Source organism: Actinoplanes sp. NPDC048988 (assembly GCF_043197815.1).
In the GTDB taxonomy this organism is placed as follows: domain Bacteria; phylum Actinomycetota; class Actinomycetes; order Mycobacteriales; family Micromonosporaceae; genus Actinoplanes.
On the sequence record NZ_JBICTW010000012.1, the window covers coordinates 155094 to 176861 of the forward strand.

Consider the following 21768-nt stretch of genomic DNA (forward strand, 5'->3'; position numbering starts at 1 on the left):
AAATTTCTGATCTGATGGCCGGGCGGAATGGCCGATTCGCCCGTGGGGGCGGATCTTGGTTGGGGTGGATCGGGACATGTGGCTCTGCCGCTGGGGGTGGGGGCGCCGGAATACTGATCACAGCGCACGGATGCCGGCGCCGAATCCTTTTGGACGAGGGTTTGACCACGGCGCCGGCATCCGGGCGTCCACCTTACCCAGGGTCTTTGTCGTGGCGGCGCCATTGCAGCATGGCCGCCGTGGCGTCGTCGCGGAGCTCGCCGTCCTCGTACGACACGATGGTCTGAATCAAGCGGCGCATCGTCTCGGGCGCCGGTCGGCCCTCGCCCAGCGCCTCCAGCATGAACTCGCCGAGGCGTTCGACGCCGAACAGGGCGCCCGACGCGTCCCGCGCCTCGGTGATCCCGTCGGTGTAGAAGACCAGCGCGTCGCCCGGGCGCAGCTGCTCCTCGACGACCTCGGGCGGGCGGCCCAGCATGTGGCCGAGGCCCAGCGGCAGCGTGTTCGGGGTGGGTAGCTGCGGCAGCGTACGGCCGTCGCGCAGGAAGATCTCCGCGGGGTGACCGGCGCTGATCCGGCGGTAGGTGCCGGTCGGTATGTCCAGCTCGGACAGCAGGGCCGTGACGAACGCGCCCGGGTACTGCGCGTGCACCCACTTGTCGATCGAGCGGCAGGTGTCGATCAGGGAGAGCCCGGACCGGCGGGCGTTGCGGTACGTGTTCAAGGTCAGCGTCGTGAGCGCGCTCGCGCTGATCCCGTGCCCGACCGTGTCGAAGAGCGCCACGTGCAGCAGGTCGCCGTTGGCCGCGTAGTCGAACGCGTCGCCGCCCACCTCGTAGCAGGGTTCGAGCACGGCCGTGACCATCGTGCCGTCGACCGCGAACGTCAACGGCGGCAGCTGGTTCCAGATGATCTCGGCCGGCAGTTGCATGGGCAGCCGGCGGCGGGTGTGCTCGACCGCGTCGCCGTAGAAGCGCCGGCTGGCGATCAGCTCGGCCACCAGCGCCGCGATCACCTCGAGGTCGTGCCGGGTGGACGCCGGAGGATAGGCCTTGACCTGGAATTCGAGTACGCCGAGCCGTTCGGCGCCGTGCAGCAGCGGCAGCCACAGCTTGCCGCCGTCGTCGGTTTCGAGCCACTGCGGCTCGGCGGTCGTGAAGGCCCGCCCGGCGGCCGTGTCCTCCACCGGCTCGGTGGTGGCCGTGCCGGGCGCCGTCCCGCGCAGCGGATGCAGCGCCACCTGCCCGTAGTCGACCAGCAGCACGCCGGCCGCCTCGGCGCCGAGCAGGGGCGCGGCCTCGGCCAGCACCGCCGGAAGGTCCTCGGCCCGCCCGCGGTGCCGCAGATCCATGAGCCGGCGTACGGCCTCCATCGACGAGAGCATCGTCCACCATCTTCCATCGCGGCTCCCGATTGTTCACCCTCGGGATGCATGACATTGACGAACTTCCCTGCCCCGGTTAGCCTTCCGGAACTCGGAGAGCGCTCTCTCCCCCCGTTCGCGCCTCCGGGAATCCCCAAGGAGGCCCGTCCATGACACGACCTCGTCCCCCCAGAGGGCTCGCCGCCCTGCTCGCTCTGGTCACGGCCGGCGGCGTCGCCGTGCTCACTGAAGCCGCGCACACCGAAAGCGCGTCGGCCGCCCCGGTCGGCGCCGGCAGCTACACCGAAACCCTCCCGGCCGGGCGCAGCCTGCCCACCGGCTGCGGCTCGATCTCCACCAACCCCCGGCAGCACGTGACCGGCAACGCCCCCGCCGGCCCCGTACCCACCAACGACTGGTGGTCCTCGCTGCTGTTCAAACGGTTCGACTGCCAGTTCTCGGCGCCGCTGTTCGCCGGCCCCGCCGCCTACCAGCCCGGCGCCGGCGGGATGGGCCTGTCCTACCAGACCGACGCCGCGATCAGTGGCTCCGCCACCGGAACCGGCGAATACCACTACCCGTACGCGGAGCACGTGCGCGTCGGCGTCGACGGCCTCACCGCCGGCCAGGCCCTGGTCGACGGCTGGAGCGACTGGACGGTCAGCACCCTGCTCAGCGGCGGCGGCCGCACCTTGCGGGCCACCATCGGCCGCGGCCTGCCCCTGTCGTACTACCAGGTGACCGGCGGCGACGCCGTCCTGACCATCACCGGCCCGCCCACCGCCTGGTCGAACAGCGGCAACCGGATCGGCTTCTCGATCGGCGGCCACGACTACGTCGCCTGGGCGCCCACCGGGGCCACCTGGTCGCTGAGCGGCACCACCATCCGCTCCAGCCTGGCCGGTCGCGGCTACCTCTCGGTGGCCGTCCTGCCCACCACGAGCGGGACCAGCACGGCCGACAAGATCGCGCTGGCCGACCGCTTCACCCCGTACGCGCACAACCACGTCACCGGCAGCCGCCTCTCGTACTCCTACAACCAGAACAACGGCGCGGTCACTTCGACGTACGCCGTGACGACCACCGCCCGCGAGGGCGGCGGCACCGGCACGGTGATCGCGCTCTACCCCCATCAGTGGCGGTACCTGACCGGCTCGACACCGCTCGCACCGACCTACGTCTCACCCCGGGGTGCCATGCGCATCGTCACCGGCGGCCAGTTCAGCACGTCGATGACGTATACCGGGGTGCTCCCGGAGATCCCCGCGGCCGGCGACTCCGCGGGGGCCGACCTCACCACGATCACGACCTATCTCACGAACGAGCTGACCAACCCGGCTGACTTCCGCGGCGACGACACGTACTGGACGGGAAAGGGTCTCGGCCGGGCCGCGAGAATCGCCGAGATCGCCGACCAGCTGAACCTGACGGCCGTGCGCGACTCGGCGCTGAACGTCATCCGGACGCGGCTCACCGACTGGTTCACCGCGACGGCCGGCAAGACGTCACGGGTGTTCTATTACGACCGCAACTGGGGCACGCTGATCGGCTACCCGGCCTCGTACGGCTCCGACCAGGAACTCAACGACCATCACTTCCACTACGGCTACTTCGTGGCGGCGGCGGCCACCCTCGCCAAGTTCGATCCGGCCTGGGCTTCCAACGCCCGGTACGGCGGCATGGTCGACCTGCTGATCCGTGACGCCAACAACTACGACCGCGCCGACAGCCGCTTCCCGTACCTGCGCGACTTCGACATCTACGAGGGACACGACTGGGCGTCCGGGCATGGCTCGTTCGGCGCCGGCAACAACCAGGAGTCCTCGTCGGAGGGGCAGAACTTCGCCAACGCGCTGATCCAGTGGGGCCAGGCCACAGGCAACACGGCGGTCCGCGACGCCGGCGTCTGGATCTACACGACCCAGGCCGCGGCGATAAACGAATACTGGTTCGACGTACGCGGTGAGAACTTCCCGGCGAACTGGGGCCACAACTACTCGGCCATCGTGTGGGGCTCGGGCGGCGCGTACGCGACCTGGTTCTCCGGCGAACACGAGATGATCGTCGGCATCAACATGCTCCCGATCACCGGCGGCCAGTTCTACCTGGGCGACCATCCGGCGGCGGTCCGGGGCACGTACGCCGAACTGGTCCGCAACAACGGCGGCGAACCCACCCTGTGGCGCGACATGCTCTGGCAGTACCTGGCCCTGGGCGACCCCGACGACGCGCTGTCACGGTTCCGGGCCGACCCGTCGTACACCCCGGAGGAGGGCGAGAGCAAGGCGCACACCTTCCACTGGATCCGCAACCTGGCGGCGCTCGGCCAGGTCGACACCACGGTCACGGCCAACCACCCCTTGGCCAAGGTCTTCGTCAAAAACGGGGCCAGGACGTACGTGGCCTCGAACATCACCAACGCCGCACAAACCGTCACGTTCTCCGACGGCCGAACCTTGTCGCTGCCACCCGGCCGCACGGTGGCCGGCGGCGCGGCGAACTGGTCGGGCGGCAACGCCGGCGGCACCCCCACCGACCCGCCCCCGACCGACCCGCCCCCGACCGGCTGCGGCACCGGCACCCTGGCCTCCCAGGGCCGCCCGGCCACCGCGTCCTCGACGGAGTCGGCCGCCTTCCCCGCCACCGACGTGGTCGACGGCGACACGGGAACCCGCTGGTCGTCCGCCTTCACCGACCCGCAGTGGGTCCAGATCGACCTGGGCACCGCACGCACCCTGACTCGCGCGGAACTCACCTGGGAGGCGGCCCACGCCCGCTCCTACCGCATCGAAACCTCCGCAAACGGCACCACGTGGACCCCGGCCGTCACGGTGACCGGCACCGGAGCGGGCGGCCAGACGACACACGCCCTCAGCGGCACCGCCCGCTACATCCGCATGTTCGGCACCGAACGAGCCACTCCATACGGCTACTCCCTCTGGGAGTTCCGCGTCTACACCTGCTGACCCCCACCGGCCCCGCCCCCACCTCCACGGCGGCGGGGCCGTGTTTTCCCTGGGCTTCCGCCGTCCCTGGGCCTCCGCCTTCGCTGGGACTCCGCCTTCCCTGAGACTCCGCCCTTCGCTAGAACTCTGCCTTCGCTGGGATGTGCGTCTTTGGAACGCCGCCTCTCCCAGGACCATGTCGTCCCGCAGGTCCAGTCGAACCGGCTGGTGGTGGGCTCGATGCAGCCCGAGAGCTCGTCGACGCCTTCCCAGCCCGAGCGCGCGCCGCTATGAGGAGTGCGAAGTTTTCGCCTCTTTTGTGGACAATATTGGATCATCCGGCGTGGGCGGCGTGGGCGGCGTGGGCGGCGTGGGCGGCGTGGGCGGCTGGAATCTGGTCGTGATGGTCGTCGCGGCTGTCGCGGCTGTCGCGGCTGTCGCGGCTGAGGGCGGGAGGGGCCGCTAGGGTGGCCCGGCCGGGATCGCGGTCGTCATGGCAGCCTTGCCGAGGCGATTCCGGCAATCGGAGGCGACGACATGACCGGCTGGTCGGCGATGGCGGGTACCCACGATTTCGTCGTGCCTGACGACACGCGCGCCCGCGAGTTGGCTCAAGCGCTGTCGCTGCACGGTTTCGCCTACGTCGCCGCTCGGCCGTCGACCGGGGGATGGAGGGTGAGCGCCGTCGACGAAGGGCCGTATCCGGTCGACGTGACCGGACATCGGATGATCGACGCGGTCGGGCGGGCCGCCGCCGACATCGCCCGCCGGTACGGCGGCTATCCGGAGGGCGGCAGCCGCTGCGACGTGAGCCTGGTGCGGATCCTCCACGGTCCCGCCGCGCCGATCGTACTCACCAACCCCGGCGCACGGCCCCCGGCGCCCACCATCGTTGTCGTCGAGCCGCCGCCGGCCGCACCTCTCTCCCTGATCCCCGACCACGCTGAGGACACGCCCATCGACGTGTCCGGCCTCGACGGGATCCCCTGGGCGGAGCTCTCCCACGCCCACGGCAGCGCCGAGGACATCCCCGACTTGCTGCGGGCTTTGTCCGACCCTTTCGGCGACTGGGACCAGACCTTGGACGAGCTGCTCGGAGACGACCTTCTGCACCAGGGCACCTGCTACTCGGCCACCCCGCCCGCGCTGCCTTTCCTCGCGCGCATGATCACTTCTGGGGCGCTGCCCGCCAAGCAACGGCTCGATCTCTGCGTGTGGTTGCTGGTCGCCGCTGACCGGTGGGCCGACGGCCTGCTCGCCGACGCCGACCGCGCTGCCGCCGAGGGGCGTCCGCCCCGGCCGGCGACCTGGAGCCTGGACGTTCACTTCGCCGTTGACGAGCTGGTGCCGGCGTTGCTCACCCGTTGGGAGACCGAGCCGCCGGCGGTGAGGTTCGCGCTGGCCTGCCTGGCCGCCCTGTTTCCCCACCACGGGCGCCGGATCGGCGATCAGATCACCAGCATGGCGTACGAGCTCGACGGCACCCGACCGGGCGCCTACCTGCGGCTCGCCGATGCGCTGGTGCGGACCCGCGACGGCCAGGCCCTCGACGCGGCGGCGGACATCGTCGCGTGGGACGAGAGCCACGACCCCGACTGGCTGAACGCGCCCGATCTGACCGTCGCGGTCAGGACGGGACACGTCCTCGCCGAAGGAGCACTGCGCGTTCTCAGCGACACCGATTGATCCGATACGCCGGCCGGTGGTTGGCATATTCGGTGGCCTCGGTGTCCTCGACCAGGGCAAGGTCGGCGACGTGGTGACGGTGCGAAGGTTTCGGGGTGGGGACGCCCGGGTGCTGTGGGCGTTGAACGCTCTGCCGAACATCGGCCGGACGGCGGATCCGGCCGTGCCGGTTCCGTTGCCGCCGGCGGCCGGGCCGCCGGCCGCGTTTTCCGACCTGGCCGACATCGAAGCGGGCTTCCTGACGGTGGGCGGCGAGTTTCTGGTCGTGGAGCTGGACGGGAACCTCGTCGGCATGGGCGGCTACCGGCCGGACGGTGAGGGCGGCGCCGAGATCCTGCGGGTGCGGGTGCATCCGGCTCTGCGGCGGCGGGGGATCGGGCGGGCCCTGATGGGCGCGCTGGAACGGTGTGCGGCCGGCGACGGGTTGCGGTCGGCGCGCCTGGACACGGCGACCAACCAGCCCGAGGCCATGGCGTTCTACCAAGGCCTCGGCTACCGCGAGACCGGCCGCGAACACCGGCCGGAGTGGACGTGGACGCTGGTGTACTACGTCAAGGCGCTCACCTGAGGGCGGGGACCCGGGCCAGGCGTTCGAGCTGGGCCACGTCGATGGCGCCGGCCATGGCCAGGAAGCCGGCGCGGTTGGGGTGCAGGTGGTCGCCGGGGCCGCCGACGCTGCTGTTGGTGTCGTACGCGGGGAGCAGGTGGCCGGGGCGGGCCGGGTCCTCGGTGACCGCGGCGAAGTCGGCCACGCCGTCGAACTGGCCGCTCGTTCGGATGAAGTTGTTGACGGCTCGGCGTTCGGCGTCGGTCTCCGGGGTGCCGTAGAGGCCGAACTCGGTGCCCGCGGACGGGGTCAGCGTGGCGCCTACGATCTTGATGCCGCGGGCGTGCACCCGCTGGATGATCTCTTTGTAGCCGGCGATCACCTGGTCCGCCGTGGCGCCTCCGCCGCCGAGGTCGTTGATGCCCTCGAGCAGGATCATGACGCGGGCGCCGGGGCGGTTGATCACGTCGCGGTCGAGCCGGTCCAGGGCGGGCGGTCCGTCGCAGGGGGTGCAGCCTCCCGGCGTACGGCCGATGCGGGTGACCATGTTGCCGCCGATCGCCTCGGTCACCACGCGCAGGTCGCTGTGTGTCAGCTCGAGGCGGCGTTGCAGGACGTCGGGCCACCGGTCGCTGCCGTTGATGGTGGAGAAGAACCCGTCGGTGATGGAGTCGCCGAAGGCCACCACCGTGGCCGTGTCCCGGCTCTGGACCAGCACCTCGGAGAGGAAGAACCACGACGTCGTCGTGTACGGGAAAGCCAGGTCGGCGACGTCGGCCGTGTGGTCGCCGGCGTTCGGGCCGGTCAGGTACGACGTGGTGAACGAGGCCGCGTGCCACGTCATGGGTCCGCTCGCGCCGGCCACGTGCACGCTCACCGCGAGGCGCTGCGCCCGCGCGTCGGTCACCCGTACCGCGACCGGGTCGCTCAGCACCGTCCGTCCGGCCGGGACGGTGACCGATCGCCGGCCGTCGAAGGACAGCGGCCGGTTGGTGCCGGGGGCGAGGTTGGCGCCGCTGGACTGCAGGCCGGCGTACGCGTTGCGGAAGGTGACCGGCTTGGTGCCGTACTCGTTGGTCAGCCGTACCCGCCAGCTCGTGCCGGCCGAGTTCGGCGCCACGATCAGGCGCAGGGTCTGGTTCTCGGCCTGGTTGCCGGGCAGGACGGTGGTCAGGTCGGGCTGGCCGACCGCGTAACCGTCGGGGTAGGAGCCCTGCGCCGAGGCGGTCCACGCGCCGGCCCAGCTCCGGGGCTGATGAGCGCTGGCCGCCACCGGCGTCAGCAGGACGAGGGCGATCGAGGCGATTGCGGTTCTCCGGAGCATGCCACTCTCCGTTCATCGATAGTCATCGCTATCATGCGCGGCCCTGTGCGCCGGGACAAGGTGGTACGGGGATGTACCGCACCCGCGGCGGGCCGGGCTACGGTCGGCGCATGGACGAGGTCGGTGAGCGGATCCGGGCGCGGCGGCTCGGGCGCGGGTGGAGCGTCCGGTACGCGGCGAGCCGGGCCGGCGTCTCGCACGCCACGTGGAGCCGGATCGAGCGGGGGCTGCAGACGGCCGACAACCGGATCACCCTCGGCGGCATCGCGGCCGCCCTCGAATGCTCGCCGGGCGATCTGGTGGGGGCGCCGGTCCCGGCCGCCGACCGGGAAGTGCTGGCCGCGGTGGCCGGGGCTCAGGCCGTACGGCAAGCCCTCATTGATGTTGATCTGACCGAGCCGAGCGACGGGGTGGCGCCGCCGATCGGGCTGCTGGCCCGGACGGCCGACCTGGCCGAGTCGCTGTTGCAGGCGTGCGACTACGCCGGTGTCACCCGGGTCCTGCCCGGCCTGCTGCGTGACCTGCACGTGGAGACGGCCGGGCCGGACGCGAACCGGGCCCTGGCGCTGCTCTGCACCGTCGCCTCCACCGCGTCCTCGGTGCTGCGCGTACTCGAGTTGCCGGCCGACGCGTGGCTGGCCGCCGAACGCTGCCGGGAGGCCGCGGACGCCTGCGGCGATCCGGTTCTCCGGGGGTACGCGGCCTACACGCGGGCCAGCGCGGCCACGGTGGCCGGCTCCTGGCAGCGGGGCCTCACCCTGGCCGAGCGCGCGGCCGGCGAATTGCGGGGCCATCTGGCCCGGCCCGGCGCGGCCGCGGTGCTCGGCTGCCTGCACCTGGTGTGCGCGCTGGCCAGTCAGGGCGGCAAACGGCTGGACGAGAGCCGCGCCTGGTCGGCCGAGGCGGCCGAGCTGGCCCGGCGCACCGGCGAGACCACCACGCTCGGCCTCTACTTCGGGCCGACGAACGTCGGGCTGTGGCGGATCAGCATCGAGGGTGAGGACGGCGACCCCGGCCACGCCCTGGAGATCGCCCGCCAGGTCAGGCCGGCCGCCCTGCCGATCGGCCTGCGCCAGGTCTACTACTACGCCGACACGGCCCGCGCGCTGGCCGCCCTGCGCAAGGATCGCGAGGCCATCCGGCTGCTGCTCACCGCCGAGCGCGTCGCCCCGCAGCACGTGCACCGCTCGGCCGAGGTGTTCCAGACCGTGCAGGAGCTGCTGGAACGCTCCCGCCGCCAGGCCGGCGGCGGGGAGCTGCGCGGCCTCAGCGCCCGCATGCAGGTCGCCTGAGACCCCACCGCCACCGTAGAGTCTCTGCGAAACGGAAACCGGCGGGAGCGGGCTGTGCGCGAGGATCTTCACGACGAGTTCGCCCGGGTGAGCGGCACCCTCGTCATCATGGCCCGGGCCGTCCGCGAGACGATGCGGCAGGCCGGGGCCGCGCTGCTGGCCGCCGACCCCACCCTGGCCCAGCAGGCGGTCGACCGCGGCGTCGAGATCGGTGTGCTGCACCGCGTGGCCGAGGACCGGGCGTACGACCTGGTCGCCGGGCGCCGTCCGGCCCCGGCCGGCCTGCGCATGGTGATCACCGCGGTGAACGTGGCGGCCGACCTGAAGCGGATGGGCGAGCTGGCCGTGCACGTCGCCCGCGCGACCCTGCGCCGCAACCCGGCGCCGGCGGTCACGCCCGAACTGGCCGGTCTGTTCCAGGCGATGAACGGGGTGGCCGACGAACTGGCCGGCAAGATCGTGGCCGCGCTGGCCGGGCGCGACGCCGTGCTGGCGGCCCAGCTCGACGGCGACGACGACGAGATGGACCGGCTGCACACCCGCCTGTTCAGCGTCATGCTCAGCCCCGAGTGGCCGCTGGGCGTGGAGGCCGCCATCGACGGCGCGCTGCTCGGCCGCTACTACGAGCGGTTCGCGGATCGCGCCGTCAACGTCGGCCGTCACGTCGTGGACCTGGCCGCCGATCCGGCCGGTGTCACGCGGGCGTGATGACGACCTTCAGGGCCGCGTGGGCGGCGGCGTTGCCGAAGACCCCGTACGCCTCGTCGATCTGATCGAAGGTGAACGAGTACCAGGGCGGCCGCGGTCGGCAACTTGGTGATCGCCGGAACCGGCACCCGGTCCCGGGCCGCCTGTCGCGTCATGCGACGCGCCCCTCTCGTAAGATCGGCTGAAGTCGATGACTGTTCGGCGGATGGGTGCCGCACGGTGGCGGCCTAGCGTGACGAAATGGCCCGTAGATTCGCGCTTGTCGTTGCTGCCGTGCTTGCTCTTCTGCTCTACGGTGCGCCTGCCCAGGCGCAGCCCACGTTCCGGCCCGGCGCGCCGGGCATCGGCGATCCGTATTTCCCGCTCGCCGGTAACGGTGGCTACGACGTGCGGCACTACGGGCTCGACCTGCGCTACACGCCGGGCGACGATCGCCTGGCCGGGACCGCCGTCATCACGGCGCGGGCCACGCAGGACCTGTCGCGGTTCAACCTCGACTTCCACGGTCTTTCCGTACGGTCGGTGACCGTCGACGGCCGCACGGCGCGGTGGACCCGCGGCGGCGACGAACTCACCGTCACCCCGGCGCGCGGGCTGCGCGCGGGCCGCGCCTTCACCGCGGTCGTCCGGTACGACGGTGTGCCCGGCCTCATCACCAACGAGAGCCTGGGCGACGGGGGCGTCTTCCACACCGACGACGGCATGGTCATCGTCGGTCAGCCGTTCGTGGCCTCCACCTGGTTCCCGGTCAACGACCACCCCCGCGACAAGGCCGCCTACACCGTGCGGGTGACCGTCCCGAAAGGGCTCGAGGCGGTGTCCAACGGCAAGCTGATCAGCCACACCACCCATGGCGCCTGGACCACCTGGCTGTGGGATGAGCGCGCGCCCATGGCGTCCTATCTGGCCACGGCTGATGTCGGCGAGTTCCGCACCACCTCGTACGTCAAGAACGGCCTGACGTTCTTCGACGCGATCGACCCGGACCTGTTCGTCCGCCCGCCCGCCCGCACCGGCTCGCACCTGGCCATCAGCGGGGTGGGCGAACCCGCGTACAAACGCCTCACCCGCACCGTCGATGTGCCCGCGGGCGGCGGCAAAGTGACCTTCTGGGTCAGCCGCGAAACCGAGACCGACTGGGACTACTTCTTCGTCGAGGCGCGCACCGCCGGCGGGGACGACTGGACCACGCTGCCCGACGCCAACGGGCACACCAGCACCGGCACCGGCAACCTGTGCGACTACGCGCCCGACGTCCACCCGTTCCTCGTGCGCTATCTGAACTGCTCGGGGAGCGGCACCGCGTCCTGGAACGGCGCCACGGGCGTCAGCGACGGCTACGAGCAGTGGTCGATCGACCTGTCGCGGTATGCCGGCAGGAGCGTCGAGCTTTCCCTGTCGTACGAGAACGACCCGTCGTACTCCCCGCCCGGCGTCTTCGTCGACGACATCGTGGTCTCGACCGGCCCGGGCACCACATCCTTCGAGCCCGACGGCAACCAGTTCGACGGCTGGACCCCGACCGGCCCGCCGCCCGGCACCGCGCCCGGCGCCGGCCCGTGGACGGCCGGCACCGTCGCCGACGAGCCCACCACCACCGGCGACCTGGCCGCCCGCTCCCTGGCCCGCGAGCCGGAGATCATCCAGTTCGAGTCCGGCCTCTTCGGCCCGTACCCCTTCAAATCCGCCGGAGGCATCGTCGACGACGTGGCCGGTCTGGGCTTCGCCCTGGAGAACCAGACCCGTCCCGTGTATGCCCGCGAGTTCTTCACCGATCCGGTCCGCGGCGACAGCGTTGTCGTGCACGAGCTGGCCCACCAGTGGTACGGCGACAGCCTGGCCCTCACGAACTGGAGCGACATCTGGCTCAACGAGGGCTTCGCCACCTACGCCGAGTGGCTGTGGAGCGAACACGAAGGCCGCGACACCGTCCAGCAGATCTTCGACGCCACGTACGCCGGCACACCGGCCGACGACCCGTTCTGGACCCTGCGCATCGGCGACCCCGGCCCCGACAACCTTTTCGACGGCGCCGTGTACGACCGGGGGGCCATGACCCTGCACGCCCTGCGCCAGCGTATCGGCGACCCGGCGTTCTTCCGCCTGATCAAACAGTGGGCCACCACCCACGCCGGCGGCAACGTCACGACCGCCCAGTTCATCGCCTTGGCCGAACGCGTCTCCGGCCAGCAATTGGACGACCTGTTCACCGCCTGGCTCTACACCCCGTCCAAGCCCGCCGCCGCCGTTGCGCCCACCGCGTCGTTCGCCGCCAAGACCTCGATCGCCCGGCGTTCCTGAGAGTGGCTGATCACTCGCTTGGACGGCGGTGACAACCTGGTCTGGGAGGCGCTGGTGATGCGCCTGGCCTTCCCGGAACAGTCGCCCGGACCGGCCCGCGAGGAGCTGGCGCGGGACCCCACCCTCAACGAGGTCGCCGTGGGCACGCTGTTCGGGCTGCTGGACGAGTTCCTTCAGCGGCGCGCCAAGCACAACGGCGTGGCGAAGATCTTCGACGAGTATGGGAGCCGGCGGCGCCAATAGGGCCGGTCGGGCGGCGCGGCGACGGCTACTACGACGCCCAGTCCGATGGCAACGGCAACGGTTTCCACCGCGGCGGTGGGGTGAAGGAACGCCAGTCGCCGATCGGGGCGGGCCAGTCGGCGAGGTTGTGGATGATGTCGTTGCCCTGGCGCCAGGCCGTGGCCAGCTCGTCGCGGGTGATGTGGCCGGCGGCCAGGGCGGCCTCCGCCTCGTCGATGTCCTTCCAGGTGGGCTCGCGGTCGGGGCTGATCCAGAGGTCCAGGTGCCAGTCGACGGAATCGATCCGGTCGCCGGCGCGGCGCTTGGGGGCCTCCAGGTTGATGTACCAGCCCGCGAATTCGCCCTTCTCGTTCCAGAAATGCACCACCTGGAACGGCTCGTCGAGGGGGACGGCGCGCAGTACTCCGCCTCCCCGCCAGCGGCGCCGCGCGGTGGTCAGCGGAGCCGAGAATCGCGCGTCGAGCGGGAGGCTCCGCGGGTCGGCGCCGCCGGGCAGTGCCCAGTACATGATCTCGGTGTCCGGCGCGAGCCAGGCCACCACGCGGTCGCCGTCGTCCTCGACGACCCGCATGGGGAACGCCGCCTGTGGAGCGCCGTCGTGATACAGGTAGCGGAGCAGCACCGAACGCATGGGAGCATTCTCTGACCCGGCCGGGTGGCGGGTGACGGGTGGTCAGGGGCGGTCGGACAGCCCGGCCAGGCGGTGGGCCAGGCTGGAGCGGAAAGCCGGCACGCCGGCGAGGGCCGACAGGACGGCGTTGCGGAGCGGCCGGGCGGGGGCCGGGACGGTGGCCAGCCGGGTCAGGCCGCCGGCGAAGCGGACCACCTGCCGGGCCTCGCGGCGGCGGCCGGCGGCGTAGCGGTCGAGGGCGGCGTCCGAGCCGTCGACGAGGGCGTCCGACAGGGCCAGGGCGTCGCGCAGGCCCAGGTTCATGCCTTGGCCTCCGGCGGGGCTGTGCACGTGCCCGGCGTCGCCCGCCAGCAGGATCGGGCCGGCGCGGAAGGCGTCGGCGACCCGGTGGTGAACCCGGAAGCGGGAGCCCCACACGACCCCGGCCACCCGCGCCGGCTCGCGGGCCGGGCCGCGGGCGGAGAGGAGCGCCTGGGTGAACTCGGCGCCCGGTTCTTCGGGTGCGTCGTCGACGGCCGCCACGATGCGGACCGTGCCGTCGGGCAGCGGGGCCCAGACCAGCATGCCGGCGCGCGAGAAGTAGAGGACGACCTCGTCGCGCGGGGGCCCGCCGTCGACCTTGATGTCGGCCAGCGTGAAGGACTCGCCCGCGGGCGCCGGGCCGCCGAAGCCGATGCCGGCCAGGCGGCGGATGGTGCTGTTCATGCCGTCGGCGGCCACCACCCGGCGCGCTCTGATCCGGGCGCCGCCGGCGAACGTGGCGGTGGCGCCGTCGAGGCCGACCACCTCCCGGCCGCGGAGGACGGTGCCGCCGGCGGTGGTCAGGCGGTCGTTCAGGACGGCTTCCGTCGTTGACTGGGGGACCATCAACGCGTACGGGAACGGGGTGGCGAGCCCGTCGAAGTCGACCGGCACCAGTACCCGGTCGCGGTCGCGGATGGTGAAGCGCGGGGCCGGGACACCGGCCGCGACCAGTGGGGCCGCGGCGCCGACGCGGTCGAGGGCTTCGAGGGTGCGGGCGTGCACGACGGCGGCTCGGCTGGTGTGGGCGGCGCTCGACGCCCGGTCGACGACGGTGACGTCGATTCCGTTGAGGGCCAGGGCCGTCGCGGTGGCCAGCCCGACCGGGCCGGCGCCGACGACCAGGACATCAGTGGTCGCGGGAAGCATGGTCTCACCTGCCAACATCTGTTTGCCAACACATGTTGGCAAAGGTAGCGCCGGTCGGGCGGGTAAGTCAACAGGCGTTGGCCTACAGTTGTGGGCATGAGTGCGGAACAGCCTCGCCGCTCCGACGGCACGCGAGCGGCCATTCTGAAAGCGGCCCGCGAGCGATTCGCCGCCGACGGCTACGAGCGGGCCACCATCCGGGCCATCGCGGCCGACGCGGCCATCGACCCTTCGATGGTGATGCGGTACTACGGCAACAAGGAGCGCTTGTTCGCGGCCGCGGCCGAGTTCGATCTGCGCCTGCCGGCCCTCGAGGACGTACCGCCCGAGCAAGTGGCGACCGTCCTCGTCGGCCACTTCCTCGAGCGCTGGGAGGGCGACGAGACCCTGATGGCGCTTCTGCGGGCCGGTGTGACCAACCCCGCCGCGGCCGACCGGATGCGGGAGATCTTCGCCGCGCAGCTCGTGCCGGTCGCCGAGCGGCTTTCGCCCGATCGGCCGCGGATCCGCGCCGGGCTCGTCGCTTCGCAGATCCTCGGTCTCGCCCTGTGCCGTTACGTGCTGCGGCTTCCGCCCCTCGTGGCCATGGAAAGGGCCGAGCTGGTGGACTGGACCGCGCCCGCCGTGCGGCACTACCTGAGCGGCACAGTGGCGGAAGAGACCCAGGCCGGGTCCGGCGTGTGATCCGCCTTACGCACGATTCTCATCCCGGCGAAGCTCGGCGAGGATGATCCGGGTGGAGCTGCTGGGACGGCGCCAGGAATGCGAAACGATCGACCGGCTGATCGCCGCGGTGCGGACCGGGGAGAGTCGCGTCCTGGTCCTGCGCGGCGGGGCCGGCGTCGGCAAGACCGCGCTGCTCGAATACGCCCGCCGCGACCGGGCCGGGATGCGGGTGTTGCGGGCGGCCGGCGTCGAATCCGAGATGGAGCTGGCCTTCGCCGCCCTGCACCAGCTCTGCGGCCCGCTGCTCGACCTGCTGCCCCGGCTGCCCGAGGTGCAGCGCCACGCGCTCGAGACGGTGCTCGGCCTGCGCTCCGGCACCCCGCCCGACCGGTTCCTGGTCGGCCTGGCCGTGCTCAGTCTGCTCGCCGAGGCGTCCGAGAAGACCCCGCTGCTCTGCGTCGTCGACGACGCGCAGTGGCTCGACCGGGCCTCCGCCCAGACGCTCAGCTTCGTCGCCCGGCGGCTGCTGGCCGAGTCGGTGGCCCTGCTGTTCGCCAGCCGCGACCGCGAGCCGGCGCTGATCGGCCTGCCCGAGCTGGAGATCACCGGCCTGCGCGACGACGACGCCCACGCCCTGCTGAGCTCGCTGACCCACGCCGGGCTCGACCGGTCCATCCGCGACCGGATCGTGGCCGAGACCCGCGGCAACCCGCTGGCCCTGGTCGAGCTGCCGCGCGGGCTGTCGCTCACCCAGATCGCCGGCGGCCTGGGCCTGCTGCGATCCGGCGCGTCGCTGCCCGGGCACATCGAGCAGAGCTTCATCAACCGGATCGGCGGCCTGTCCGAGGCGGCCCGGACCCTGCTGCTGATCGCGGCGGCCGAGCCGCTCGGCGATCCGGTGCTGCTGTGGGCGGCCGCCGAGCGGCTCGGCGTCGACCCGGCGGCGGCGCTGGCCGAGGGCACCGACGGGCTGCTCGCCATCGACGAGCGGGTCACCTTCCGGCATCCGCTCGTGCGCTCGGCCGTCTATCAGGCGGGCGAGCCGAGGCTGCGCCGGGCCGTGCACCTGGCCCTGGCCGAGGTCACCGACGAGACGACCGACCCGGACCGCCGGGCCTGGCACCGGGCGGCGGCCGCGCCCGGCCCGGACGAGGAGGTGGCGGCCGAGCTCGAACGGTCGGCCGGCCGGGCCCAGGCGCGCGGCGGGCAGGCCGCGGCGGCCGCCTTCCGGCAGCGGGCGGTGCAGCTCACCCTCGACCCCCGGCAGCGTGTCCGGCGGGCGCTGGCGGCGGCCGAGGCCACCCTGGCCGCCGGCGACTTCGAGGCCGCGAGCCGCTTCGCCGGCCTGGCCCGGCGCGACGCCGACGACGATTTCCCGCGGGCCCGGGCCGAGCTGATCCGTGGCCACATCGCGTTCTCCTCCGGCCGTACGCGCGAGGCGCCCCGAGCTTTGCTGACCGCGGCCCAGCGGCTCGAGCCGTACGACCTGGACCTGGCCCGTGAGACGTACCTGCTGGCCTGGGGCGCGGCCCTGATGGCGGGCGACCGGCCGACGCTGGAGGCGACCGCCCGGTCCACGGCGCTGCTGCCGCCGCGCGAGGGCGGGCCGCGCGCGCTCGACCTGGTCCTCGACGGCTACGCCGAACTGCTGATCGGCCGCCGGTCCGAGGCGGTGCGGCTGCTGCGCCGGGCCACGCCCCTGGTGATCGGCCTGCCGGTGGCCGACGCCATGCTGTGGGGGTGGGTGGCCAACGCCGTACCACCGTCGATCTGGGACGACGCCGCCATGTGCGCGCTCTCCGACCGTCAGGTCGAGGTCGTCCGGGCCGCCGGCGCGCTGGCCCACCTGCCGTTGGACCTGACCGCCGCGGGCATGGCGACCTCGTTCACCGGCGACCTCGAGCGGGCCGCCTCGCTCGCCGCCGAGGCCGAGACCGTGGCCGGCGCGCTGGGCCTGCCCCTCTCCCCGTTCGTCCGGCTGCGCCTGACCGCCCTGCGCGGCCGCGAACCGCAGGCGTCGGCACTGCTCGCACAGACGGTGGCCCGGGCCGAGGCGAAAGGCGAGGCGCTGGGCGTGGCGATCTCCCAGTGGTCGGCGGCGGTGCTGAACAACGGGCTGGGCCGGTTCGCCGAGGCGATGGCGGCGGCCCGGGTCGCCGCCGGCGCCACCGTGATCTGGGTGGCCGAGTGGTCACTGCCCGAGCTGGTCGAGGCGGCCGTACGGGCGGGCGAGCTCGACGTCGCGAGAGAGGCGCTGGCCCGGCTGGCCGAGGTCACGGAGCCGTGCGACACCGACTGGGCGCAGGCCACGCTGGCCCGGTGCCGGGCCCTTCTGAGCGACGCGGCGGAGGCTCCAGCCCTTTTCCGTACGGCCATCGAGCACCTGGGGCGCACCGGCCTGCGCGCCGAGCTGGCCCGGGCCGAGCTGCTGTACGGCGAACGGCTGCGCGCCGACCGGCAGCCGGGCGAGGCCCGCGACCACCTTCGCACGGCACACGAGATGTTCGCCGCGATGGGATTGGAGGCGTTCGCGGAGCGCGCCCGGCGGGAGCTCCTGGGCACGGGCGAGGCGGTCCGCAAGCGTACCGGCGAAAGCTCCGTCCATGACGAACTGACCGCTCAGGAAAGGCAGATCGCGGTGCTGGCCCGGGACGGCTTCTCCAACCCCGAAGTGGGCGAGCGGCTGTTCCTGAGCCCGCGCACTGTCGAATGGCACCTGCGCAAGGTCTTCGCCAAGCTCGGCGTCACGTCCCGCCGCCAGCTGCGCGAAGCCCTCCCACGCGACCCGGCGAGCTCGCCCGGGCCGTAGCCCGGGCGAGCGGACGGTCAGGCCCGGCGCCGCCGGCGGGTGAACGAGAAGCCGACCAGGCCGGCGATCGCAGCCAGGACACCGCCGGCGGCCGTCCACACCCAGCGCGACGAGAACTCGGGCACGAAGTCCGACGCCTCACTCGGCGCCGCCGAAGCCGTCGGCGTGGGCACCTCGGTCACCACCCGGCCGGGCTGGTCGACCGGGTTCAGGGGAGCGGCCAGTTTGCCCTGGTCGGCGCCCGTGTCGCCGTTCTCGGCGGTGAGCGTCAGATCCACCTTCACCGGCAGGCCCAGATCCTGCTCGGGCAGCGCCGTCGACGACAGGCGCACGTAGTACGTACCGGGAAGAGGGTCCTGATCCGACGGCTCGGCCCACGAACGCACCTGCCGCAGCTTGCAGCCCAGGGCGACCTCGGTGGCATTGCCGGCCACGACCGGGCTCTGCTCCCCGGCCACACACGGCTGCCGGCGGCGCAGACCGTCGAAGACCTCGATCGTCCACGCCTGGTAGCCGTGCCGGTCGGCCGCCGGCGGCAGCGTGACCTTGGCGCTGAGCTCGGGCTGCTGCCCGGCGGTGGCCGGGAAAGACCAGTACAGGTAGTCGCCGGTGACCGCCGAGACCTGGACCGGTTTCGTGGCGTCGACCGGGGTCGCCGTCAAATAGGAGGTGCCGGCGCTGCCGGGCGCCAGAAGTAGCGCGGCGAGGATGATGGACATCAGTTCTCCCTCCAGGTGGCGACCCACCAGCGGGTCAGCCAGCCGGCCAGCACGCCGGCGATCAGTCCGGCCACGGCCAGAACCAGCAGAAGCAGCCAGCCGCGGCCCAGACCGGGAGCGTCCGGCGCGGTCGAGGCGGCGACGGTGTCGATGCTGAGCTCGAGCGGCATGCCGGGGGCGCCGGCCGAAGTGGCGGACGCGAACGAGTTGCTGACGATCAGGCAGACGGCGGCCGTCTCCTCGTCCTCGGCGAACGACCAGCGCAGCCCGGCCGAGATGACATCGGCCCGCCCGCTGGCGGCGTCCAGACCCCGTACCAGCTCACGGCCGTTCGGGGTCGCTGCTTTCAGGAGTACGCCGTAGTCCCGGTTCACGGGACGGTCGAGGGCCACACTGACCGAGGCCCGCAGCTCCTCACCGGCCCGCAACGGAACCCGGTAGTAACGGTGCTCGCCGATCCGCTCCCGGTCGCTGTAGACACCGGGGGACAGCACGGGCGCCTTGTCACACGACTCGGTGCCGGTGACCACGGCCGGCGTCACCGGCGGCGGCACGGCGGCCCGATCGACAAGCTGCTGAACCCGGTCGGTCAGTTCCTGCTCGCTCTGCGCCGAGGCGTAGGTGCCGCCGGTCGCGGTGGAGATGCAGACAAGCTGCTTGCGGGTCTTCTCGTCGGGGGTGAGACCGAGGGTGTCGACGACCAGCTTGGTGCCCTGGGCGGCGAGCTGGCGGGCAACAGCGCACGGGTCGGGCGGGGTGCAGGTGTCCTCGCCGTCGGTGATGAGAACGATGCGCCGGGCGCCTTCACCGGTGCCGAGGTCGTTGGCGGCGGCGCGCAGGGCCAGGCCGATGGGGGTGTAGCCGGTGGGTTTGAGGGCGGCGATCGCAGCCTTGGCGACGGTGGGGTCGACGGGGCCTACGGGGACGATCTGCTGGGTGTCGAGGCAGCCTTTCTTCTTGTCGTCGCCGGGGTAGGTGGCGCCCAGCACGCGGATGCCTAGCTGCGTGGTCTCGGGCAGGGCGTCTACTACCTGGCCGAAGGCCCGCTTGGCTACGGCGATCCTGGTTTGGCCGTCGATGTCCTTGGCGCGCATGGAGCCGCTGACGTCCAGGACCAGCTCCACTTGGGGGGCTACTTCGGTTTCGTCGGCTTGGGCGGGCGTTGCACCCATTAACCAGGATGTAGCGATCATCCCGACTAATGCCAATATGGACAGTCTTTTATGGATCACGCGGCAAGATCATAAAGGCTTTGTTTCTGGGGGTGTGGTGGGGGGCTTGGTTGCGCTGGGACGGTTGAGGGCCGGGTGTGGCCGACCCTGACTGGCTGGGGAGCGCTTGACGTCTGGGTCGGCCACACCCGGCCCTCAACCTTGCGTGGGGTTTCGGTGCCGGCCAGGCGTGGGTTGGTGGCTGCTTGGTGGTACGTGGGGTGGGTGGTCACCTTGCGCCTGGGTGCGGGGTGGGGTTCGCTGCCGCGTGGGGGTTCGGGTGGGTGCGTCGGTCGGGCGGGCCTGCTGGGTGGGGGGATTGGGCGGCAATTCCAGGCCGGTTGCGCGGGTTTGTGGGGCGAGGCTTGCTGTACGCATCCTCGCCTCGCCTCGCCTCGCCTTCGTCTGCCCGGGCTTGCGCGTGGGTGACCTCGTCTAGTAGGGCTTTGTCACCCTTCGAGTGGCTGATGGTGACAGATACAGGTTGATGTTGGTGTCGTCGAGAGACGGACACTGCGCAGGTGCAACGGCTTGGTGATGAGCTGGCCGAGTATGTCGGGGATGTGTTCGCGTCGCTGAGGTATTCGGGGTGGCAGGACCGGGCCGGGCATGGACCATGAGAGTGGTCATTGACGGGATCCGGTGGCGGGTGCGGACCGGTTCGCGCTGGCGGGACATGCCTGAGATGTATTCGCCGTGGCAAGCCCTGTATCGATGGTTCCGCCGGTGGCAGCGTGCCGGCGTCTGGGCACAGATCCTCGCCTCGTTGCAGGCCCAAGCGGACGCGGCCGGACTGATCGGATGGACCGTCGGCGTGGACTCCACTATCAGTCGCGCCCATCAGCACGCCGCTGGAGCCCGCCGCGACGGCGACGAACAGAAGGAGCCACCCGGGCCGGCGGAAAGAGCCGGCAGATCACGGGCTCGGCCGGTCCCGGGGCGGCTGGATCGCCAAGACGCATCTGCCCTGCGAACAGGGCCGCAAACTGATGGCTGTCGTGGTGACTGCCGGGCAACGCGGTGACAGCCCCCGTTCGTTGCTGTGCCGACCAAACTCCGAGTAGCGCGCGGCTCAAACAACACCGCGCCATGGCTACCAGGTACGACAAACTTGCCGTCCGCTACGAGGCCACCCTCACCATCGCCGCCGTCAACCAATGGCTCCACGCACTACGAAACACGGGCTAGGCGGTCCAGTAGTTCGTCCAGTACGGCTCGTTCGCCTGGGGTGAGGTCGGCTGGGTCGTTGCCTACCAGGGCGCGCAAGGTCATTGCGGCGCTTGCGCGGGTGGTGGGGGTGTCGGTGGTGGGAGTGTGGAGGACTCCGGCCAGGGCAGCTTCGCGGACGCGTTCGGAAAGCATGAAGTCGGGCTCGGGCTGGCTGATCAAGGTTAGGGTGACGCCGATGTTGGCGGCGAACAGCTGTTCGGCGGCGTCGGCGGCCGGCACCTTGAGCATGCCCTGGGTGGCGGCGGCGGTGAACCGGTCGCGCAGCGCGGCGTGTGCGGGAGCGGTGACGGCGCAGGGCTTTCCCGGCTCGGCGCGGCCGTAGAGCAGCCCGTAGAACGAGGGGTGCTCGAGCCCGAACCGTACGTGCCTGTCCCAGCCTTCGCGCAGGTCGTGCAGGGGGTCGCCGAAGTCCTCGACCGCCGTGTACTGGGTGAAGCCGTGATTGGCCACGGCGTCGATCAGGCCCTGCTTGCTGCCGAAGTGGTGGTACAGCGTCGGGGCCTGCACCCCGGCGCGTTCGCACACCGCCCTCGTGGACACCGTGCCGCCGCTCTCCAGCAGCTCCACCGCAGCGCATCGCCGGCGCGCCTAAACCACATCACGCTGCCCACCGCTGTCGAGAACTTCGTCGCGGCCACCAACGCCCACGACGCGAACGCATTGGCCGCGGTCTTCGGCGACCGGGCCACCGTGCGCGACGACGGGAAGACCTGGGCCGGCGAGACGGAGATCCGCGAGTGGATCCAGGGACATCTGATCAGTCCCAGGATCGTGCTCACGCCGATCTCGTTCGCGGGCGACCGGCTGGTGGCCGCCGGGGACGGCGACTTCCCCGGCGGGCCGCTGTCTTTCTCGTTCGTGTTCGGCATCGAGGACGACCAGGTCATCGACCTCGCGATCGCCCCGGTCTGATCCGTCACCGG

Annotated in this window: 18 protein-coding genes; 11 read left to right on the forward strand and 7 right to left on the reverse strand. The window is 72.0% G+C overall.

The window, feature by feature from the left end:
- Positions 1 to 193 precede the first annotated feature (193 nt).
- Positions 194 to 1384 (reverse strand): PP2C family protein-serine/threonine phosphatase, encoded by a 1191-nt coding sequence (locus tag ACGFJ7_RS31250; RefSeq protein WP_392645302.1) that lies wholly within the window; start codon positions 1382 to 1384, stop codon positions 194 to 196.
- Between the two features lie 149 nt (positions 1385 to 1533).
- Here ACGFJ7_RS31250 and ACGFJ7_RS31255 point away from each other — a divergent pair, with 149 nt between their 5' ends.
- The 3 genes from ACGFJ7_RS31255 to ACGFJ7_RS31265 all read left to right on the forward strand — a co-directional run bounded on the left by ACGFJ7_RS31255 (position 1534) and on the right by ACGFJ7_RS31265 (position 6562).
- Positions 1534 to 4329: a glycosyl hydrolase gene (locus tag ACGFJ7_RS31255; protein ID WP_392645304.1), complete on the forward strand. Its 2796-nt coding sequence runs from the start codon at positions 1534 to 1536 to the stop codon at positions 4327 to 4329.
- A gap of 558 nt (positions 4330 to 4887) precedes the next feature.
- Positions 4888 to 5994 carry a hypothetical protein gene (locus tag ACGFJ7_RS31260; RefSeq protein WP_392645306.1) on the forward strand — a complete coding sequence of 369 codons (1107 nt, stop codon included), beginning with the start codon at positions 4888 to 4890 and terminating at the stop codon, positions 5992 to 5994.
- A 16-nt stretch (positions 5995 to 6010) separates the two neighbouring features.
- Entirely contained in the window at positions 6011 to 6562 is a 552-nt protein-coding gene (locus ACGFJ7_RS31265; protein WP_360261066.1) for a GNAT family N-acetyltransferase, read from the forward strand.
- On the opposite strand, the gene ACGFJ7_RS31270 is transcribed toward ACGFJ7_RS31265, so the two are convergent.
- Positions 6555 to 7865, reverse strand: coding sequence for an SGNH/GDSL hydrolase family protein (locus ACGFJ7_RS31270; RefSeq protein WP_392645308.1), 1311 nt, complete (start codon positions 7863 to 7865; stop codon positions 6555 to 6557). The genes ACGFJ7_RS31265 and ACGFJ7_RS31270 overlap by 8 nt on opposite strands.
- A 110-nt stretch (positions 7866 to 7975) precedes the next feature.
- Between ACGFJ7_RS31270 and ACGFJ7_RS31275 the strand changes: the two genes are divergently transcribed.
- From ACGFJ7_RS31275 to ACGFJ7_RS31290, 4 genes are all read left to right on the forward strand, one after another.
- The gene (locus tag ACGFJ7_RS31275) at positions 7976 to 9157 is read left to right on the forward strand and encodes a helix-turn-helix domain-containing protein (RefSeq protein WP_392645310.1); all 1182 of its coding nucleotides are present in this window, start codon (positions 7976 to 7978) and stop codon (positions 9155 to 9157) included.
- Positions 9158 to 9211: 54 nt separating this feature from the next.
- On the forward strand, positions 9212 to 9865 hold the full coding sequence (locus tag ACGFJ7_RS31280) for a PhoU domain-containing protein (protein ID WP_360261072.1): 654 nt from the start codon (positions 9212 to 9214) through the stop codon (positions 9863 to 9865).
- Positions 9866 to 10105: 240 nt separating this feature from the next.
- Complete coding sequence (locus tag ACGFJ7_RS31285; RefSeq protein WP_392645312.1) at positions 10106 to 12166, forward strand: M1 family aminopeptidase; 2061 nt, start codon at positions 10106 to 10108, stop codon at positions 12164 to 12166.
- Between the two features lie 18 nt (positions 12167 to 12184).
- Positions 12185 to 12409 (forward strand): hypothetical protein, encoded by a 225-nt coding sequence (locus ACGFJ7_RS31290; RefSeq protein WP_392645314.1) that lies wholly within the window; start codon positions 12185 to 12187, stop codon positions 12407 to 12409.
- Between the two features lie 28 nt (positions 12410 to 12437).
- Here ACGFJ7_RS31290 and ACGFJ7_RS31295 read toward each other — a convergent pair whose 3' ends face one another.
- On the reverse strand, positions 12438 to 13040 hold the full coding sequence (locus tag ACGFJ7_RS31295; protein WP_392645316.1) for a DUF402 domain-containing protein: 603 nt from the start codon (positions 13038 to 13040) through the stop codon (positions 12438 to 12440).
- A 42-nt stretch (positions 13041 to 13082) separates the two neighbouring features.
- Positions 13083 to 14210: an FAD-dependent oxidoreductase gene (locus ACGFJ7_RS31300; RefSeq protein ID WP_392645318.1), complete on the reverse strand. Its 1128-nt coding sequence runs from the start codon at positions 14208 to 14210 to the stop codon at positions 13083 to 13085.
- A gap of 96 nt (positions 14211 to 14306) precedes the next feature.
- Between ACGFJ7_RS31300 and ACGFJ7_RS31305 the strand changes: the two genes are divergently transcribed.
- Together ACGFJ7_RS31305 and ACGFJ7_RS31310 are read left to right on the forward strand one after the other, a co-directional pair.
- Positions 14307 to 14894 (forward strand): TetR family transcriptional regulator, encoded by a 588-nt coding sequence (locus ACGFJ7_RS31305; protein WP_392645320.1) that lies wholly within the window; start codon positions 14307 to 14309, stop codon positions 14892 to 14894.
- A 43-nt stretch (positions 14895 to 14937) separates the two neighbouring features.
- A complete protein-coding gene (locus ACGFJ7_RS31310; RefSeq protein ID WP_392645322.1) occupies positions 14938 to 17685 on the forward strand; it encodes an ATP-binding protein in 2748 nt (915 codons plus the stop codon).
- A gap of 17 nt (positions 17686 to 17702) precedes the next feature.
- Here ACGFJ7_RS31310 and ACGFJ7_RS31315 read toward each other — a convergent pair whose 3' ends face one another.
- Both ACGFJ7_RS31315 and ACGFJ7_RS31320 read right to left on the reverse strand, forming a co-directional pair.
- Positions 17703 to 18404 carry a peptidase gene (locus tag ACGFJ7_RS31315; RefSeq protein WP_360261086.1) on the reverse strand — a complete coding sequence of 234 codons (702 nt, stop codon included), beginning with the start codon at positions 18402 to 18404 and terminating at the stop codon, positions 17703 to 17705.
- On the reverse strand, positions 18404 to 19636 hold the full coding sequence (locus ACGFJ7_RS31320; RefSeq protein ID WP_392645324.1) for a VWA domain-containing protein: 1233 nt from the start codon (positions 19634 to 19636) through the stop codon (positions 18404 to 18406). The genes ACGFJ7_RS31315 and ACGFJ7_RS31320 overlap by 1 nt, the downstream gene beginning before the upstream one ends.
- Before the next feature lie 595 nt (positions 19637 to 20231).
- Between ACGFJ7_RS31320 and ACGFJ7_RS31325 the strand changes: the two genes are divergently transcribed.
- A complete protein-coding gene (locus ACGFJ7_RS31325; protein WP_392645326.1) occupies positions 20232 to 20639 on the forward strand; it encodes a transposase in 408 nt (135 codons plus the stop codon).
- A gap of 146 nt (positions 20640 to 20785) precedes the next feature.
- Here the strand turns inward: ACGFJ7_RS31325 and ACGFJ7_RS31330 are convergent, their stop codons facing one another.
- Positions 20786 to 21412: a TetR/AcrR family transcriptional regulator gene (locus ACGFJ7_RS31330; protein ID WP_392645327.1), complete on the reverse strand. Its 627-nt coding sequence runs from the start codon at positions 21410 to 21412 to the stop codon at positions 20786 to 20788.
- Here ACGFJ7_RS31330 and ACGFJ7_RS31335 point away from each other — a divergent pair.
- The gene (locus ACGFJ7_RS31335) at positions 21329 to 21757 is read left to right on the forward strand and encodes a nuclear transport factor 2 family protein (RefSeq protein ID WP_392645462.1); all 429 of its coding nucleotides are present in this window, start codon (positions 21329 to 21331) and stop codon (positions 21755 to 21757) included. The genes ACGFJ7_RS31330 and ACGFJ7_RS31335 overlap by 84 nt on opposite strands.
- Positions 21758 to 21768: the final 11 nt, after the last annotated feature.

Bases quoted from the DNA above. Each gene is read 5' to 3' on its own strand.
- ACGFJ7_RS31275 (WP_392645310.1), top strand. From the start codon at position 7,976: ATGGACGAGGTCGGTGAGCGGATCCGGGCGCGGCGGCTCGGGCGCGGG.
- ACGFJ7_RS31300 (WP_392645318.1), bottom strand. From the start codon at position 14,210: ATGCTTCCCGCGACCACTGATGTCCTGGTCGTCGGCGCCGGCCCGGTC.
- ACGFJ7_RS31315 (WP_360261086.1), bottom strand. From the start codon at position 18,404: ATGTCCATCATCCTCGCCGCGCTACTTCTGGCGCCCGGCAGCGCCGGC.
- ACGFJ7_RS31325 (WP_392645326.1), top strand. From the start codon at position 20,232: ATGAGAGTGGTCATTGACGGGATCCGGTGGCGGGTGCGGACCGGTTCG.
- ACGFJ7_RS31305 (WP_392645320.1), top strand. From the start codon at position 14,307: ATGAGTGCGGAACAGCCTCGCCGCTCCGACGGCACGCGAGCGGCCATT.
- ACGFJ7_RS31270 (WP_392645308.1), bottom strand. From the start codon at position 7,865: ATGCTCCGGAGAACCGCAATCGCCTCGATCGCCCTCGTCCTGCTGACG.
- ACGFJ7_RS31250 (WP_392645302.1), bottom strand. From the start codon at position 1,384: ATGCTCTCGTCGATGGAGGCCGTACGCCGGCTCATGGATCTGCGGCAC.
- ACGFJ7_RS31285 (WP_392645312.1), top strand. From the start codon at position 10,106: ATGGCCCGTAGATTCGCGCTTGTCGTTGCTGCCGTGCTTGCTCTTCTG.
- ACGFJ7_RS31255 (WP_392645304.1), top strand. From the start codon at position 1,534: ATGACACGACCTCGTCCCCCCAGAGGGCTCGCCGCCCTGCTCGCTCTG.
- ACGFJ7_RS31295 (WP_392645316.1), bottom strand. From the start codon at position 13,040: ATGCGTTCGGTGCTGCTCCGCTACCTGTATCACGACGGCGCTCCACAG.
- ACGFJ7_RS31310 (WP_392645322.1), top strand. From the start codon at position 14,938: ATGATCCGGGTGGAGCTGCTGGGACGGCGCCAGGAATGCGAAACGATC.